We start from the raw sequence: 14,524 nt of genomic DNA, 5'->3' as shown, positions 1-14,524 counted from the left end.
TCGTTCCAGAGCCTTGTCGTTTCCGGAGCGGCGTCGTTTCGGAGCGGCGTCGTTCCGGTGCGTCGGGCGAACGGCTCGACTCGGTGGAGCGACGCCATCGGTCGGAGGCGGCTCACCCAGCGCAGGTCCCGAGTCTAGATTGGCACACCGACAGAACCCCTCGCGAACCCGTTTCGCCCACGGCGGACGGCCGGTGACGTGTGTCTCATCCGTGATCGCGGGCCGGCCCGTCCGTGCTGGTCCACAATGGACCGCAATGTCGCTCGGACGGACCTTGTCCGGCACGTCGGGCGGTGCTACCAAACGCGGATGATGCTGAACACGCGGCGAAAAGGGTCCTGGCGAGAACGTCGATGGCGGCGGCGCGGTGTCGCCGGTGCGATGGTCGGTGCACTGCTGGCCGGCATGATGTTGAGTGGGGTGACCGCAGGTGCCGCCGAAACCCGGGACGGCGATCGCGCACCGGAGTCGTTCGTTGCGCTGAGTGACGTCGATCCGACCATCCGGCACGACATCCGGTACACGACGGCGCACAACTTCGTCGGCCGCCGCGTGCGCGGGTACCACGAGCCGCTGTGCCTGCTGACCCGCGAGACGGCGGACGCGCTGCGCGAGGTCCAGCGCGCGGCGCTCGCGCGGGGGTACACGCTCAAGGTCTACGACTGCTTCCGGCCGCAGCGCTCGGTCGACGACTTCGTCCGCTGGGCGCAGCAGGACGGCAACGACCGCATGCGCGACGAGTTCTACCCGCGGATCGAGAAGTCACGCCTGTTCCCCGAGGGGTACATCGCCGAACGGTCCGGGCACAGCAGGGGAAGCACCGTCGATCTGACGCTCGTGGAACTGCCGGCCGAGCCGCAGCGCCCCTATCGGCCGGGCGAACCGCTCACCGCGTGCTTCGCGCCGGAAGGGGAGCGGTTCCCCGACAATTCGATCGACATGGGCACGGGCTACGACTGTTTCGACGAACTGGCGGCCACCGAGGCGCCCGGCGTCGGTGACCGCGTCCGGGCGAACCGGTTCCTGCTGCGCGAGCTGATGGCCGACGGCGGGTTCTCGAACTATCCGCTCGAGTGGTGGCACTTCACGCTCGACGGCGAGCCGTACCCGGACACCTACTTCGACTTCCCCGTGGCGCGGAGGTCACTGACCGCGAACTGACCGCCCGTGTCGGCGGGACGGCTCAGTCCCGTCGCACGGACATCCGCGATGTGAGGCCTAACGGCACGCAGTGCCGTTAGGCCTCACCTGCCTTGTGACCCTCCCGTCGTGGACCGCGAACGCGGGTGCGGGCTGCGCGGCGACTGCGCCTGCGCGATCTCAGTCCGTGCCGGACGGCGTGCCGGACGCAGGGTCGGCGGTGCCCGCCGCGGCTGCCACGTCGTCGGTGAGGGCGGCGTTGATCCGACGGACGAGTTCGTCGGCCGGGACCGAGCTGCGCAGCACGGCCACCACGGGCTCGGCCGCATCCGCGCGATCATCGCCGGCCGCCGGCGCCGGGGGCCGTCCCGTCCCCACGTCTTCCGGCGTCCCGGTGTCGGCGGCACCGGTCGTGTAGGGCGGGTTCGCCTGGCGGACCATGGCGAACGCCCGGTCGGCGAGCCGGTGTGCATCCACCTCCCCGTCGCTGTGCAGCCACTGCCGCAGCACGTGGTTGTGCGCTGCGGCCACGGCCGCACCGATGATGGGCGCCCGCATGTCGGCGGCCGGGTCGCCCGCCGAGTGCAGCCGCCCGCGCAGAAAGCGGGTGAACACCCGCTGGTACCGATCGACGCTCGCGACCTCTCTGTCCCGCAGCGAGGTCACGGTGCGGGTGAGCCGGTAGCGCTTCAGGGACACGTCCGGGTCGACGAGGTACGAGTCGAGGACGAGTCGTACGGCCCGGCACACCGCGTCCACCGGCGCCTCCGCGGCAGGATCGGATTCGGCGAGGGTGCGTTCGATGTCGGCGAGCAACTCGTCGTGGTTGGGGAAGATCGAGTCTTCCTTGGATCGGAAGTAGCGGAAGAACGTGCGCCTGCCGACCCCGGCGGCCGCCGCGATGTCGTCCACCGTCGTCGTGTCGTAGCCGCGGGCGAGGAACAGATCGATCGCGGCGCGGGTGATGCTCCGGCGGACCTTGCGCCTGCCCGCGGCGGTACGCCCCGCGCGCGGGCGCGGTGACTCCGGCTCCGGCCGCCCGGCCGGTGACGCGGCGGGGTGTGACACCGGCGCCGACGATGACGACTGCGCGGACGGTGACGACTGGGAGGACGGCGGCGATTGGGAGGACGGTGACGACGCGGTGTCGGCCATGACCGGAAAGATAGCAGGATTCACTTGCTAACGGCACTCAGTGCCACTAGCGTGGAACGGCACGTGGAGCGACGATGCACCGCAGGAGGACCGCGATGACTCTCGAACTGGACGAGTCCCAGGGCACCCGTCCCGACTACCGCGGCACATACGGCTGGCCCGTCGAACAGCACGCGAAAGGGCAGCGGCTGATCACCGGCTCCGGGGTCGCGGCCGTCGTCGTGCCGCGTGCCCTGTCCGACACGGTCCTCGCGGACCTGCGGAAACTCGACTGCGCCGGCCCCGCCCTCGGATTGCCGACCAGGCGGGAGCGCGTCACCGTCCTGCTGGCCGAGGCCGACGACTTCGGCACGATGCAGCAGCCACTGCCCGGCGGAATCCGCGTCCTTCCGGCCGGATCGGTCGTCCCGCTGCCGGACGGCAGGCAGGAATGCGCGGCCCGCTGGCTCGTCGCTCCCGACGCGGCCCGCCGCTGGCTGCCGAGCCTCGGCGCGGTGCTGGCGGCCGTCTCGGCGGTACCGGTCGGCGGCCGCGGTTCGGCCGAGCACGGCATCCCCCGCGAACTGCTCAGCTGGTGAGGCGGGCCTCCGGCTGCTCAGCCGGACGTCGGACCGCGCCGCCGTTGTCCGTCGAGGGTGCCTCACGATCGACGAGGCGGTCGACCGGGTGACTCCGGCCTGCCGCCTCGTCGTCGGCGCGCCCGCACCGCGGGGCGGGTGTCAGATGTCCACGCCCCGGCTGCGCAGCCACGGCAACGGATCGATCTTGTTGCCGTTCTCGTGGATCTCGAAGTGCAGGTGCGGACCGGTCGACTGACCGCGGTTGCCCATCGTGGCGATCTGCTCGCCCGCGGCGACCTGCTGGCCCACCGACACGGTCGCCTCGTCGATGTGGCCGTACACCGAGATGAGGCCGTCGGAGTGCTGCACGCGCACCCACATGCCGAAGCCGCTCGCGGGGCCAGCGTCGATCACCTCACCCGGCAGTGTCGAGTGGATCGGTGTGCCGATGCTGTTGGCGATGTCGATCCCGTAGTGGACCGTGCCCCACCGAGCGCCGTACCCGGAGGTCAGTTCGCCCTCGGCGGGCTTGGCGGCACCGCCGGTGCTCACCTCTGCGGTGGCCGCCGAGAGCCGGTCGATCTCGGACTGTGCCTCCTGCTTCTTGGCCTTCGCGGCGCGGAACGCGCGCTGCGCCTCGGTCTTGGCCGACTCCGCCGCCTGTTCGTTGCTGGACGCCTCGCGCAGGGCGGCGGTGGCGTCGTGCTGGGACGCGCGTCGCTTGTCGAGCGCCGCACGCATCCGGTCCAGGATGCTGAGCTGGTCGTCGCTGATCGCGTTGAGCAGGGACGAGCGTTCCAACATCTCGGTCGTGCTCTCCGCGCCGAGGTAGGCCGAGATCGAGCCGACCGTGCTGCCCTGCCGGAAGCTCGCGGAGGCGAACCGGTCGACGTCGCCGCGCATGCCGCGCACCCGCGCGGCGGCCTTCTCGGCCGCGCCGCGGGCCTGCTCGGCACGCTCGCGAGCCTGCGTGGCGGCCTGCTGCGTGCGCTCGTGTTTGCGCTGAGCGTCGCCGTAACGCTGGTAGGTCTGGGCCAGTGCTGCCTGGGCCTGGCTCAGTTCGGTGCGCGCGGCCTCCAGGTCGTCGGGGGATTCCTGGCCGTGGGCCGGGGTGGTCGGGGCGGCGACCAGCGCCAGTGTTGCCAGTGTCACGGCCGCCGCCCGGCTGAGCGCGTGGGGCGCACTCATGCGGGGTCTCCAATTGTGTTGTCGGACGCGTCGGGGGAAACGCGTCACTCGGGTCGGGGAGAGGACCGAGAATGCGCACTCGCCGGGACGGGGTCCAGTGCCTTTGAGAAACGCCACAACGGTTCGATCACGGGCAGGCGTCGATCTGACACCGAGTGATCCCAGGTGTGCGTATCGTGTACAGCTCCGTCGCCGGACGGCCCGTTCCTGGCTCAGCCGCCGGAGTGCCCGTGCGCATCCGCCGCGCCGGCGAGGGGTTCGGTGTGCACGGTCGCCGCGGTCAGCCGCGGTACGGCACCGGTGAGTGCGCGCTCGACCTCGTGGGAGATCGCGTGCGCGGACGTGACGTCGAGCGTGCCCTCCACGGCGACGTCCAGTTCGGCCCGGAGACTGTGGCCCAGCCACCGCACCCGGACCTGCCGGACGGCGCCGACCCCGGGCACGGCCGCCGCGGTCCGTTCCACTCGCTCGGTGAGGTCGGGTTCGACGGCGTCCATGAGCCTGCCCAGGACCTCCCGTGCGGCGCCGCGGAGGACGGCGAGGATCGCGACCGTGATGAGCAGACCGATGATCGGGTCGGCCAGCGGGAACCCTGCCATGCTGCCGAGAGCGCCGACCACGACGGCCAGGGAGGTGAAACCGTCCGTCCTGGCGTGCAGCCCGTCGGCGACCAGCGCGGCGGAACCGATCTCCCGCCCGATGCGGATCCGGTAGCGGGCGACGAGCTCGTTGCCCGCGAAGCCCGCGACCCCGGCGAGCATCGCCACCCACGCATGGGTCATGGGCTGGGGGTCGAACAGCCGGCTCACGGATTCGTATCCGGCGAGTGCGGCGGAGGCCGCGATGAGCACGACCACGACGATGCCGGCGAGGTCCTCGGCGCGGCCGAAGCCGTAGGTGTACCGGCGTGAGGCCGCGCGCCTGCCCAGTACGAACGCGATGGCCAGCGGGATCGAGGTCAACGCGTCGGCGAAGTTGTGGATCGTGTCGCTCAGCAGTGCCACCGACCCGGTGATCAGCACGATGCCGAGCTGGATCACGGCGGTGAGCATGAGACCCGCGAACGACCAGGCGAGCGCGCGCAGGCCCTTGCTGCTCGTTTCGAGTGCGGTGTCGACGCGGTTGGCGGAATCGTGGCTGTGCGGAGTCACCAGGTGCCGGAGGCGGGAGGCGAAACTTCCGCCGTGCCCGTGCCCGTGCCCGTGCCCGTGCCCGTGCCCGTGCCCGTGCCCGGTGGTGTGGTGGTGGTCGTGGTCGTCGGGTGTGTGCTGACGTGTCACAGGATCACTATCTGCGCACTCACGCAGATAAGCAAGTGCGTAACCAATCGAGGTGCCGTACCGTGTCGGCATGCACAGTTCGGTGCCCGATTTCGACATGCCGAACGACGAACAGGTCGACCTGGCCGCGGAGTCGTTCCGGCTGCTCGCCGATCCGACGCGGATCAAGGTGCTGTGGGCGTTGCTCCAGGGCGAGTCGTCGGTCGCGTGTCTGGCCGAGCTGGCCGGTGCCGCCCCGACGGCGGTCAGCCAGCATCTGGCGAAACTGCGGCTCGCAGGCCTGGTCACGGGCCGGCGCGAAGGGACGTTCGTCTACTACTCGGCCGCCAACAACCACGTGCGCGGCTTGCTGGCGCAGGCGCTGTTCCACGCCGACCACATCGACCGCGACCTGCCGCCCGCCGCTGACCCGGCCGCGGACAACGCGCACCACGGCGTGGCATAACGCTGCTAGGGTTCGACGCCTCGGCCACGTCGGTTCCGAGGCCTTTGTGGCGAATTCTGGGGAGAGTGTGATGACCACGAGTGACGCGGGTGTATACGTCATCGACCCGGTGGATTCGACGGTCGCGTTCCGCACCCGTGCGATGTTCGGCCTGCTGGGGGTGAAAGGCACTTTTCCGGTCGAGGGCGGCACTGTCACTGTGGCCGAACCGCCAGAGGACTCGACCGTTGAGGTTCGGATATCTGCGGCCGGCTTCTCGACCGGCAACGGTCCGCGTGACGAGCACGTCCGTTCGGCCGATTACCTCGACGCGGAGCGCTGTCCACACCTGTTGTTCCACGCCGAGCGCTTCGAACCACGCGATCCGGAGGGCCTCCTGCACGGAACGCTGACGGTCCGGGGGACGACGCGACCGCTGGTCCTCGACGTGTCGCGGATCGACCTGGTCGGCGGTGAGCTCACCGCTCGCGCCACCGCCACCGTCGACCGTTTCGAGTTCGGCATTCGCACCGCGCGCGGAATGACCGGACGCAACCAGCACCTGACGGTGGATGTGGTCGCGCGCAGAGCGTGACGTCAGTGCCCCGACATGCCGCCGTCGACGGCCAGCGTGGAGCCCGTGACGTACGACGAGGCCGGGCTGGCGAGGAAGACGACCGCGGTGTCGAGTTCCCGCTGCTCCCCGAGCCTGCCGAGCGTGGAGGTCTGCCGCACGAACGGCAGGAGCTTGTCCTCCGGGATCTCGGCGGTCATCTCGCTGGCGAAGTAGCCCGGCGCGATCGCGTTGACGCGGATGCCCTTGCGGCCGGACCACTGCTGGGACAGGTCGCGCGTCAGTCCGATGACACCCGCCTTGCTGGCGGCGTAGGAGGCCTGCGGGGCGAACGACTTGATCAGGCCGAGCACGCTCGCGATGTTGACGATGCTCGAACCGGACTCCATCCGGGTGGCACACGCCCGCGCGGCCAGGTACGCGCCGTTCAGATTGATGTCGACGACCTTTCGGAACTCGTCGGGGTCCTCTTTCAGCGCAGGAACGGCGGTGCCGACACCCGCGTTGTTGACCAATACGTCGATGTGGCCGAACTCGTCGACGGCCGCGGCGGCCATCGCGTCGACACCGGCTGCGTCGGCGACATCGGTGGCGACGGTGAGCGCGCGCCTGCCGGTCTCGCGTACCCGCTCGGCCGTCTCCGCGAGGCGGTCGGTACGCCGGGCGGCGAGGACCACGTCGGCTCCGGCTTCCGCGAGCGCGACGGCGAAGCCGGCCCCCAGGCCGGAGCTCGCGCCCGTCACGACGGCGACCTTGTCGTCCAGTCGGAACAGATCCAGTACGCCGCTCATGCGAGGTCTCCCTTCAACGCGCGCAGCCCGCCCGCGGCGAGCGGCGCGACGGCCTCTCCGACGTGGTCGAAACCGTCACCACGTGTCATACCCTGCCGATACCGCGCGTGGATGCCCTCCGCCACCACGGCGATCTTGAAGTAGCCGAGTCCGAGATAGAACGCGAACCGGCTCAGGTCGCGTCCGCTCACGTCCGCGTAGTGTTGCGCCACGGCGGCGGCCGACGGCAGTTTCGCGCTGGTCGAGGCGGCGGACCCGGACAGCACCGGGGCGAACGACGGATCGGCGTAGACCAGGTGCAACCCCAGGTCGGCGAGCGGATCGCCGAGGGTCGCCATCTCCCAGTCCACGACCGCGCGCACGTGCGCCGGGTCGTCGGGGTCGAGGATCGTGTTGTCGATGCGATAGTCGCCGTGCACGATCGACGCCCCGCTCTCGGGCGGGCACGACTCCGCCAGCCGGGTGTGCAGCGCGTCGATGTCCGGCAGTTCGCGGGTCCGCACCCGCTGCCACTGGTCGTACCACCGGCGCACCTGCCGCTCCAGGTAGCCCGCGGGCTTGCCGAAGTCGCCGAGTCCCACCGGCTCCGGGTCGACGGCGTGCAGTGAGGCCAGCACGTCGACGAGCGCGTACCCACAACGTTCGATGTCGGCGTCCGGCAGCTCGTGCAACTGCCGCTCGGTGCGCAGCACCGGCCCGTCGACGTACTCGACCAGCGCGAACGGCACGTCCAGCACCGTGTCGTCGTAGGCCACCGCGGGCGCCACGGGCACGTCGGTCCCGGAGAGGGCGGCGACGACGCGGTACTCGCGCAGCATGTCGTGTGCCGACGGTGTGAGGTTGCCGAGCGGCGGTCTGCGCAGCACCCAGCGGCGCGTGCCGTCGGTCAGCAGGAACGTGAGATTCGACTTGCCGCCCGCGATCAGCTCGGCCTCCAGCGTGCCGCCGAAGCCCGGGACGCGTGCGGCGAAGAACTCGGTGAGCGCGGGCATGTCGAGGCCGTCGGGCGCGGATCCCGGGCCGGTGGCGGTCGGGGTCATCGGCGCGCCTCCTCGTCGCGGCGGCGCAGCACGCGCCGTGCGATGGACCACCGGTGCGTCTCCGAGGGCCCGTCGTAGATGCGGAACGGCCGGACCTCGCGCAGGAACCGGCTCAACAGGACGTCGCCGGACACGCCGAGCGATCCGCAGATCTGCAGCGACCGATCGACCACTCGCCAGATCGCCTCGGCGCAGAACGTCTTCGCCATCGCGGTCGACTGAGCCGCCGACCGGCCCAGATCGAGCTCCCAGCACGCCTGCGTGATGAGCCCGCGCGAGGCGGCGATGTCGATCTCGTTGTCGGCGATCATCTGCTGCACCATGCCGAGTTCACCGAGCCGGGAGCCGAACGCCTCGCGGTCGGCCGCGCGGGCGACCGCGATGTCCTGTGACCGCCGGGCGATGCCGAGCCAGCGCATGCAGTGCGTCATGCGGGCCGGGCCGAGCCGCACCTGGGCGTACCGGAACCCTTCGTCCACCTCGCCGAGCACGGCGTCGTCGGGCACTCGGCAGTTCTCGAACAGCACTTCCAGGTGCCCGCCGTAGAGGCTCTCGTCGAGCGTGTCGATGTGGCGCACGAGCGTCATGCCGGGATTGTCGGCGTCGACGAGGAACATCGTGGCGCCCGCGGTCCCGCCGTCGGTGCCGGACGTGCGCGCCATGCAGATCGCGTAGGCCGCGCCGTCGGCACCGGTGATGAACCATTTGCGCCCGTTGATGCGCCAGCCGCCCTCCTCGCGTTCGGCGACCGTGGTGAGCGCGTTGGGATCGGAACCGGCGCCCGGGGCGGGTTCGGTCATCGCGAAGCACGACCGCACCGCCCCGGTCGCGAGTGGACGGAGGTAGTTCTCCTTCTGGTGCGCCGTCGCGATCGCCTCGAGCAGGTGCATGTTGCCCTCGTCCGGTGCCGCGATGTTGAGCGCGAGCGGGCCGAACAGCGAGTAACCGGCCGCCTCGAACACGGCGGCGCGGCCGCGCATATCCAGGCCGTGCCCGCCGTACTCGTGGGACACGTGCGGGGCGAAGACCCCGGCCTCCTTGGCGGCACGTTGCAGCTCGGTGCGGACGTCCTCGGTGCGGGCGACCCCGCCGTGCCGCTCCTCCAGGGGCACGGCGACGTCGCGCACGAACCTCGTCGTGCGCTCGACGAGCTCGGCGACGTCGGGAGTGGGGCTGAGGTCCACGGCCATTGGCGACTCCCGTGTGGCTAATGAATGTTAGCCGAAACTGTAGACGGGTCACCCGAGGTCGGGCAAGCGCCTGGTGGACGGCGACACATCCGTGCAGATGCGGCTATGATGAATTAGCCGGACTGGCCGGATTGAATCGAGGAGGGGCTGTGGACCGGTTCGACGACATCCGCGCGGCCGCGCTCGAACTGTTCACCGGCCGGGGCTACCGGGCGACCACGATGGCGGACATCGGTGCCGCCGTCGGTATGCGCGGGCCGAGTCTGTACAAGCACGTCGAGTCCAAACAGGACCTGCTCGCCCGCATCATGACCACGACGATGGAGGCGCTGTTGGCGGGCTACCGCACCGCCGTGGCGAGTTCCGAGGATCCGGCCGAACGGCTGCGGCGGGCGACCGAGGCACACGTGCGGTATCACGCCCGGCACCGGCTGGAGGCGTTCGTCGGAAACCGCGAGATCCGCAGCCTCGTCGAACCTCATCGCGCCCGGGTGCTCGCGTTGCGTGCCGAGTACGAACACGGTTTCCGCGACCTCGTGGCCGCGGGCGTGGCCGACGGCGTGTTCCGGGTCGACTCGGCACGGCTCGCCTCGTACGCGGTGCTCGACCTCGGCATGGGCGTCTCGGCCTGGTACCGCGAGGACGGGGAGCTCACCGAGGATGCGGTGGTCTGGCAGTACAGCACGTTCGCGCTGCGCCTGGTCGGCCACCAGGGCTAGCAGCGATACCGGCGGTGGTGCTTCACCACGACGACGGGGTCGGTGCCGCACGGAGGCAGGCACCGACCCCAGGGTCGTCTGCGGTGGTCAGGAGTCGAGATTCACCGACTGGAACGTCTCGTAGTAGTCCGGCGTGTAGTAGAACTCGCCGCCGTCACCGGCGATCACGCGGTCCTCGTAGCCGACGTGGAACAGCTGGTAATAGCCGTCCTCGCAGTCCGGCAGAACGCCTTCGCGGTTCTCGTAGGTCTCACCGGTCCGGCCGTTGCGGACGTCCTCGATGATCCCCTGTGCGTCCGAGGGAAGCGACGACAGTCCCACGGTCTCCAGGCCCGTCGCCTCGCCGCAGCCCGGGTCGGGCTCCGGCTCCGGCTCCGGTTCGGGGGTGGGAGTGGAACCGTCACCGAAGATCTCGCCCGCCCACTCGGGGTGGTCGATGAACGGGTTCCGGTTGTTCTGGAACTGTTCGTAGATGACGTCGTTGCGTCGGCGTTCCATGTCGCTCACCGGGTCGGCGGCGTGCCAGTCGAGTAGCACGGAACTGCGTCCCATCAGGGGCTGCGACCCGTTGTCGACCTCGTCGTTGAGCTCGAGATCCGGAGCGCCGTCCTCGCCCTCGTAGCGCACCGCCATGTAGAAGATCATGCGGGCGACGTCGCCCTTGACCTCGTCGCGCGGTTCGTACGAGTCGTCGTCGGTGAAGTTGCCGGGTGCACCGTCGACCTCGCTGCCGCCGTTGTCGAAGTCCTTGTTGCCGCGGGCGCTGTTGACCTGCACGTCCGTCGGACGGAGGTGGTGCGCGTCGGCGCCGGGGCCGGATGTGCCGAAGTCGCCGTGCGACTTGGCCCAGACGTGCTCGCGGTTCCAGTCGCCGCTGCCGCCTCCGTTGGCGTCCTTGCTCCGGGACTCGCCGCTGTAGAGCAGGACGACGTTGTTCCCGTTGTTCGGGTCCTCGTCGCTCGCCTTGAGCGCGTCCCACACCTCGTCGTACGACAGCTGAGTGCTGTCGCTGATGATGTCGTTGAGTGCGCTCTTCAGTTCGCCGCCGGACAGGCCTTCGGCGGCGTCGTAGTAACCGGCAGGCACGTCCGCCGTCGCCTGCACCGGTGCGAGCATCCCCGCGGTGACGGCGAAAGCCGACAGGGCTCCCACCGCCCACCGGGTGGTACGTGTCCTCATCCCAGGGCCTCGTTTCTACAGTCGTCACACAGGGCGGACATCACTTTCACACGAAAGAGCAAAATGAAATAACCGACGAACGTCTGCTGGTCGATGAACAGGCAGTTACGGCGATGCGATCGGTGGGCAGCGTCGGGATTACTGCACTGTTCGGACCATCGTCGTTGCGCTGACCGGCGGCATCCCCCCAGGTAGGGGGAGTGTGGGCGCACAAGGAGAATTGTCCGCCATGTCCCGTATTCAACCGGTTCGAACCTGTGAAAGGATTCTTTTCCGGGTTGGTTCTCGAGCTCTTCCGTTGCTGGCGCCGTGTGGTCGGTGTCCCCATTCCGGCGCGGCCGAAACGGGTGAAAAAGGTGTCTCGGCGAATACTCGGACGAGCCGATCCGGGAGCCGTCGGATGACGATCCGAAACGTGCCTGTCGCACGCCGGTGGTGCGGACCACGCCGGACAGGTCGCTCTGCCACCACGTCATCGTGGCCGGCCATGACGACCGGCACGGCACCGTGCTGATCGAGGAGTCCGCGGCGTTCGACGGGTGCCGGATGTACTGGCTGACTCTCGGCCAGCTCGCTTCGCGGTGCCCGCCGAAGGGGTACCGCCGCTCCTGGAACCGCGTGGCCGGTGCGCGTGTTCCCTCGTGTCCGTGCCCCGGCCGGTGGGCCGGGAACGGTGGCCGAGCTGTGCCGGAGGCTGCCGTGCCGCGCCGGAGACGCCGTGCCGGGCCATCGGCGCGGCCTCGGCGGCCTGTCTCGTGGCGATCGCATGCCGCTGTGGCGACCGCACGCCGGTGTGGCGGTGCGGGCGGGAGGTCGCCTGCGGGGCCGCGAGTCCACCTGTGGGCCCAGAGCCCCTCCTGCGGGGCCGGAAACCGGCCTGCGGGCCGCGAACCCGCCTGTGCGGTCGGTGGCTGTCGCCCCGCGTCGAGGGGTGCTGTCGCCGGGCCACCGCGGCCCGCCCCGTCGTGTTACTTATTCTCGAACCGAGGGTCGAATGGCCGTGGTTCCTTCATGTCTGTATCCGGTCGACTTTTCCGAAGTGGTGACGGATAGCTTCCGGTGGGTACCCCTCGGTAGTTCACCCGATGAATTTCCGGAACGCCTACTAAACTGGGGATCGGTTTTCCTTGCTGCCGCCAGAAAGGTGGACCGAGGTGCCTTCTATCCAGGTGGAAAACCTCTACAAGGTGTTCGGCCGCCGTGCGGACGAGGCCGTTCGTGTCCTGTTGAGCGAGAACGGATCCGCCCAGGCGGCGGTACCGGGAACGACCGCGGCCGTGGTCGACGCGTCGTTCGACGTGCGCTCCGGTGAGATTTTCGTGGTGATGGGCCTTTCCGGATCGGGTAAATCGACACTGCTCCGGATGCTGAATGGAATCCTACCCGTTACCCATGGTCGGGTTTATCTGGACGAAGTCGAGATAACCGGGATGTCGGCGCGGCAGATCCGTGACATGCGCAAGCGGCGTATGAGCATGGTGTTTCAGCATTTCGCGCTGTTTCCGCACCGGACCGTGCTGCAGAATGCGGCGTACGGGCTGCAGGTTCAGGGGCAGGGTAAACAGGAACGGCTCGATCGGGCGCAGCAGGCGCTGTCGCTCGTCGGGCTCGAAGGTTGGGAGAACCGCCTTCCCGAACAGCTCTCCGGCGGCATGCAGCAGCGTGTCGGGCTGGCGCGCGCACTCGCCGCGGACACGGACGTCCTGCTCATGGACGAGGCGTTCAGCGCGCTCGATCCGCTGATCCGCAGGGAAATGCAGGACCAGTTGCTCACGCTGCAGCAGCAACTGGGGAAGACGATCGTGTTCATCACGCACGACCTGAACGAGGCGATGCGACTCGGTGACCGGATCGCCGTCATGCGGCAGGGCCGGATCGTGCAGATCGGAACCGCCGAAGCCATTCTCACCGCACCGGCCGACGACTACGTCTCGGAGTTCGTCAGGGACGTCGACCGGGCGCGGGTACTGACGGCGCGGTCGGTGATGGCCAAGCCGCTCCACGCGGTCCCGTCGTCGGCGTCCCCGAACGAGGCGCTGCGGGTGATGCGGGAGCAGCACGTGGGCGCCGTACTGGTCGTCGACGCCGCGGGCGCGCCCGCGGGTGCGGTGCTGGAACGCGACGCGACCGAGGCCGCCGGGGGCGGACATACCAGCGTCGGGGACGCGCAACGGCCCGTGACGAGTGTTCCCGCGGACACGGCCGTCAGTGAGTTGTTCACCGCCGCCTCCGGGCCGATGCCGCTGGCGGTCGTGGACGAGCGCGGCACGTTGATCGGAGTCGTGCACCAGTCGGCGTTGCTCGCGGCGCTGGGCGAGGTCGAGCACGCCCCCGACCGCACCGGATCCGAGGAGGTTCGCTGATGCGCGTCGTACCCGCCGTCACGGATTGGGAGGTGCCGAGGATTCCCCTCGGCGAATGGTTCTCCGAACTGGTCGGGTGGCTGCAGGACAACCTGGGGGACTTCTTCACCGCGGTGTCCGACGGCCTCGAATCAGCGGTCATGTCGTTGGCCGACCTGCTGACCTGGGCGCCGACCTGGGTCATGATCCTGCTGTTCGCCCTGTTGGCGTTGTGGTTGCGCGGCTGGAAGTTCGGACTGGCCGCGCTGATCGGTTTCGCGCTGCTCGACGGGCTGAACTCGTACGACAGCGCGATGCAGACCCTGTCGCTCGTACTGCTGGCCGGGATCGTGGCGGTGATCATCGCGGTTCCGCTGGGCATACTCGGCGCCCGCAGTGACACGGCGAGCAGGATGATCAAGCCGGTCATGGACTTCCTGCAGACCGTGCCGCAGTTCATCTATCTGATCCCCGCCGTGATCTTCTTCGGGATCGGCGTCGGCCCGGGGGTCGTCGCGACCGTGATGTTCGCGCTCGCGCCCGGAGTGCGGCTCACCGAACTCGGTATCCGGCAGGTCGACAGGGAGATGGTCGAAGCGGGGGAGGCGTTCGGTTCGTCGCCCGCCCGCATCCTCACGGGAATCCAGATTCCCCTGGCCATGCCGTCGATCATGGCGGGCGTCAACCAGATCATCATGCTGTCGCTGTCGATGGTCGTCATCGCCGGCATGGTCGGCACGCCGGGGCTCGGGGCCGACGTCTTCGAGGCCACGACCCGGCTCCAACTCGGCGCGGGCTTCGAGTACGGCGTGAGTGTCGTGATCCTCGCCATTTATCTCGACCGCATCACCGCGTCGTTGTCCGCGAAATCCGCGGTCAGTCGCGCACGCAGGCTGGCGGGCGCGGCGTGAGCACCGGGCGGTCAGGACCACCCGGTGGAAG

The 14,524-nt window shown here is 69.6% G+C and carries 14 protein-coding genes and 1 pseudogene; 7 read left to right on the top strand and 8 right to left on the bottom strand.

Features of this window, described 5'->3' with window-relative positions:
* Positions 1–309: 309 nt before the first annotated feature.
* Entirely contained in the window at positions 310–1,161 is an 852-nt protein-coding gene (locus tag LY12_RS20525; protein ID WP_308292152.1) for a M15 family metallopeptidase, read from the top strand.
* 159 nt (positions 1,162–1,320) lie between these two features.
* On the opposite strand, the gene LY12_RS20520 is transcribed toward LY12_RS20525, so the two are convergent.
* Positions 1,321–2,295 (bottom strand): TetR family transcriptional regulator, encoded by a 975-nt coding sequence (locus LY12_RS20520; RefSeq protein ID WP_301302989.1) that lies wholly within the window; start codon positions 2,293–2,295, stop codon positions 1,321–1,323.
* Between the two features lie 95 nt (positions 2,296–2,390).
* Here LY12_RS20520 and LY12_RS20515 point away from each other — a divergent pair, with 95 nt between their 5' ends.
* The gene (locus LY12_RS20515) at positions 2,391–2,873 is read left to right on the top strand and encodes a hypothetical protein (protein WP_253859026.1); all 483 of its coding nucleotides are present in this window, start codon (positions 2,391–2,393) and stop codon (positions 2,871–2,873) included.
* Between the two features lie 141 nt (positions 2,874–3,014).
* Here LY12_RS20515 and LY12_RS20510 read toward each other — a convergent pair whose 3' ends face one another.
* Both LY12_RS20510 and LY12_RS20505 read right to left on the bottom strand, forming a co-directional pair.
* Positions 3,015–4,043: a M23 family metallopeptidase gene (locus tag LY12_RS20510; RefSeq protein WP_253859025.1), complete on the bottom strand. Its 1,029-nt coding sequence runs from the start codon at positions 4,041–4,043 to the stop codon at positions 3,015–3,017.
* 212 nt (positions 4,044–4,255) lie between these two features.
* The gene (locus LY12_RS20505; RefSeq protein WP_253859024.1) at positions 4,256–5,323 is read right to left on the bottom strand and encodes a cation diffusion facilitator family transporter; all 1,068 of its coding nucleotides are present in this window, start codon (positions 5,321–5,323) and stop codon (positions 4,256–4,258) included.
* 70 nt (positions 5,324–5,393) lie between these two features.
* On the opposite strand from LY12_RS20505, the gene LY12_RS20500 reads away from it, so the two are divergent.
* A complete protein-coding gene (locus LY12_RS20500; protein WP_253859023.1) occupies positions 5,394–5,768 on the top strand; it encodes an ArsR/SmtB family transcription factor in 375 nt (124 codons plus the stop codon).
* A 70-nt stretch (positions 5,769–5,838) separates the two neighbouring features.
* Entirely contained in the window at positions 5,839–6,342 is a 504-nt protein-coding gene (locus LY12_RS20495) for a YceI family protein (protein ID WP_253859022.1), read from the top strand.
* Positions 6,343–6,344: 2 nt separating this feature from the next.
* Here the strand turns inward: LY12_RS20495 and LY12_RS20490 are convergent, their stop codons facing one another.
* The 3 genes from LY12_RS20490 to LY12_RS20480 are packed head-to-tail and all read right to left on the bottom strand — an operon-like array spanning position 6,345 to position 9,342.
* The gene (locus LY12_RS20490) at positions 6,345–7,112 is read right to left on the bottom strand and encodes an SDR family NAD(P)-dependent oxidoreductase (protein ID WP_253859021.1); all 768 of its coding nucleotides are present in this window, start codon (positions 7,110–7,112) and stop codon (positions 6,345–6,347) included.
* Positions 7,109–8,152, bottom strand: coding sequence for a phosphotransferase family protein (locus LY12_RS20485; RefSeq protein ID WP_253859020.1), 1,044 nt, complete (start codon positions 8,150–8,152; stop codon positions 7,109–7,111). Before LY12_RS20485 ends, LY12_RS20490 begins: the two co-directional genes overlap by 4 nt.
* On the bottom strand, positions 8,149–9,342 hold the full coding sequence (locus LY12_RS20480) for an acyl-CoA dehydrogenase family protein (RefSeq protein ID WP_253859019.1): 1,194 nt from the start codon (positions 9,340–9,342) through the stop codon (positions 8,149–8,151). The genes LY12_RS20485 and LY12_RS20480 overlap by 4 nt, the downstream gene beginning before the upstream one ends.
* 149 nt (positions 9,343–9,491) lie before the next feature.
* Between LY12_RS20480 and LY12_RS20475 the strand changes: the two genes are divergently transcribed.
* Positions 9,492–10,061 (top strand): TetR/AcrR family transcriptional regulator, encoded by a 570-nt coding sequence (locus tag LY12_RS20475; RefSeq protein WP_253859018.1) that lies wholly within the window; start codon positions 9,492–9,494, stop codon positions 10,059–10,061.
* Between the two features lie 87 nt (positions 10,062–10,148).
* Here LY12_RS20475 and LY12_RS20470 read toward each other — a convergent pair whose 3' ends face one another.
* Positions 10,149–10,472, bottom strand: a complete 324-nt coding sequence (locus LY12_RS20470; RefSeq protein WP_425563770.1) for a ribonuclease domain-containing protein — start codon at positions 10,470–10,472, stop codon at positions 10,149–10,151.
* Positions 10,464–11,240 (bottom strand): annotated as a pseudogene (locus LY12_RS20465) (endonuclease I family protein); the annotation flags it as partial. The gene LY12_RS20470 and the pseudogene LY12_RS20465, both read right to left, overlap by 9 nt.
* Positions 11,241–12,394: 1,154 nt before the next feature.
* Between LY12_RS20465 and LY12_RS20460 the strand changes: the two are divergent.
* Positions 12,395–13,603 carry a quaternary amine ABC transporter ATP-binding protein gene (locus tag LY12_RS20460; protein ID WP_253859017.1) on the top strand — a complete coding sequence of 403 codons (1,209 nt, stop codon included), beginning with the start codon at positions 12,395–12,397 and terminating at the stop codon, positions 13,601–13,603.
* A complete protein-coding gene (locus LY12_RS20455; RefSeq protein ID WP_253859016.1) occupies positions 13,603–14,493 on the top strand; it encodes an ABC transporter permease in 891 nt (296 codons plus the stop codon). Before LY12_RS20460 ends, LY12_RS20455 begins: the two co-directional genes overlap by 1 nt.
* Positions 14,494–14,524: the final 31 nt, after the last annotated feature.

The sequence above is a fragment of the Prauserella alba genome (genome assembly GCF_024171735.1).
In the GTDB taxonomy this organism is placed as follows: Bacteria; Actinomycetota; Actinomycetes; order Mycobacteriales; family Pseudonocardiaceae; genus Prauserella; species Prauserella alba.
Note: the sequence above shows the minus strand (reverse complement) of the source record. Positions and strands in the feature narration are given on the sequence as shown.

Excerpts from the sequence above, each read along its gene's own strand:
- LY12_RS20480 (WP_253859019.1), bottom strand. The coding sequence starts at position 9,342 with ATGGCCGTGGACCTCAGCCCCACTCCCGACGTCGCCGAGCTCGTCGAG.
- LY12_RS20495 (WP_253859022.1), top strand. The coding sequence starts at position 5,839 with ATGACCACGAGTGACGCGGGTGTATACGTCATCGACCCGGTGGATTCG.
- LY12_RS20500 (WP_253859023.1), top strand. The coding sequence starts at position 5,394 with ATGCACAGTTCGGTGCCCGATTTCGACATGCCGAACGACGAACAGGTC.
- LY12_RS20525 (WP_308292152.1), top strand. The coding sequence starts at position 310 with ATGATGCTGAACACGCGGCGAAAAGGGTCCTGGCGAGAACGTCGATGG.
- LY12_RS20485 (WP_253859020.1), bottom strand. The coding sequence starts at position 8,152 with ATGACCCCGACCGCCACCGGCCCGGGATCCGCGCCCGACGGCCTCGAC.
- LY12_RS20515 (WP_253859026.1), top strand. The coding sequence starts at position 2,391 with ATGACTCTCGAACTGGACGAGTCCCAGGGCACCCGTCCCGACTACCGC.
- LY12_RS20510 (WP_253859025.1), bottom strand. The coding sequence starts at position 4,043 with ATGAGTGCGCCCCACGCGCTCAGCCGGGCGGCGGCCGTGACACTGGCA.
- LY12_RS20490 (WP_253859021.1), bottom strand. The coding sequence starts at position 7,112 with ATGAGCGGCGTACTGGATCTGTTCCGACTGGACGACAAGGTCGCCGTC.
- LY12_RS20455 (WP_253859016.1), top strand. The coding sequence starts at position 13,603 with ATGCGCGTCGTACCCGCCGTCACGGATTGGGAGGTGCCGAGGATTCCC.
- LY12_RS20520 (WP_301302989.1), bottom strand. The coding sequence starts at position 2,295 with ATGGCCGACACCGCGTCGTCACCGTCCTCCCAATCGCCGCCGTCCTCC.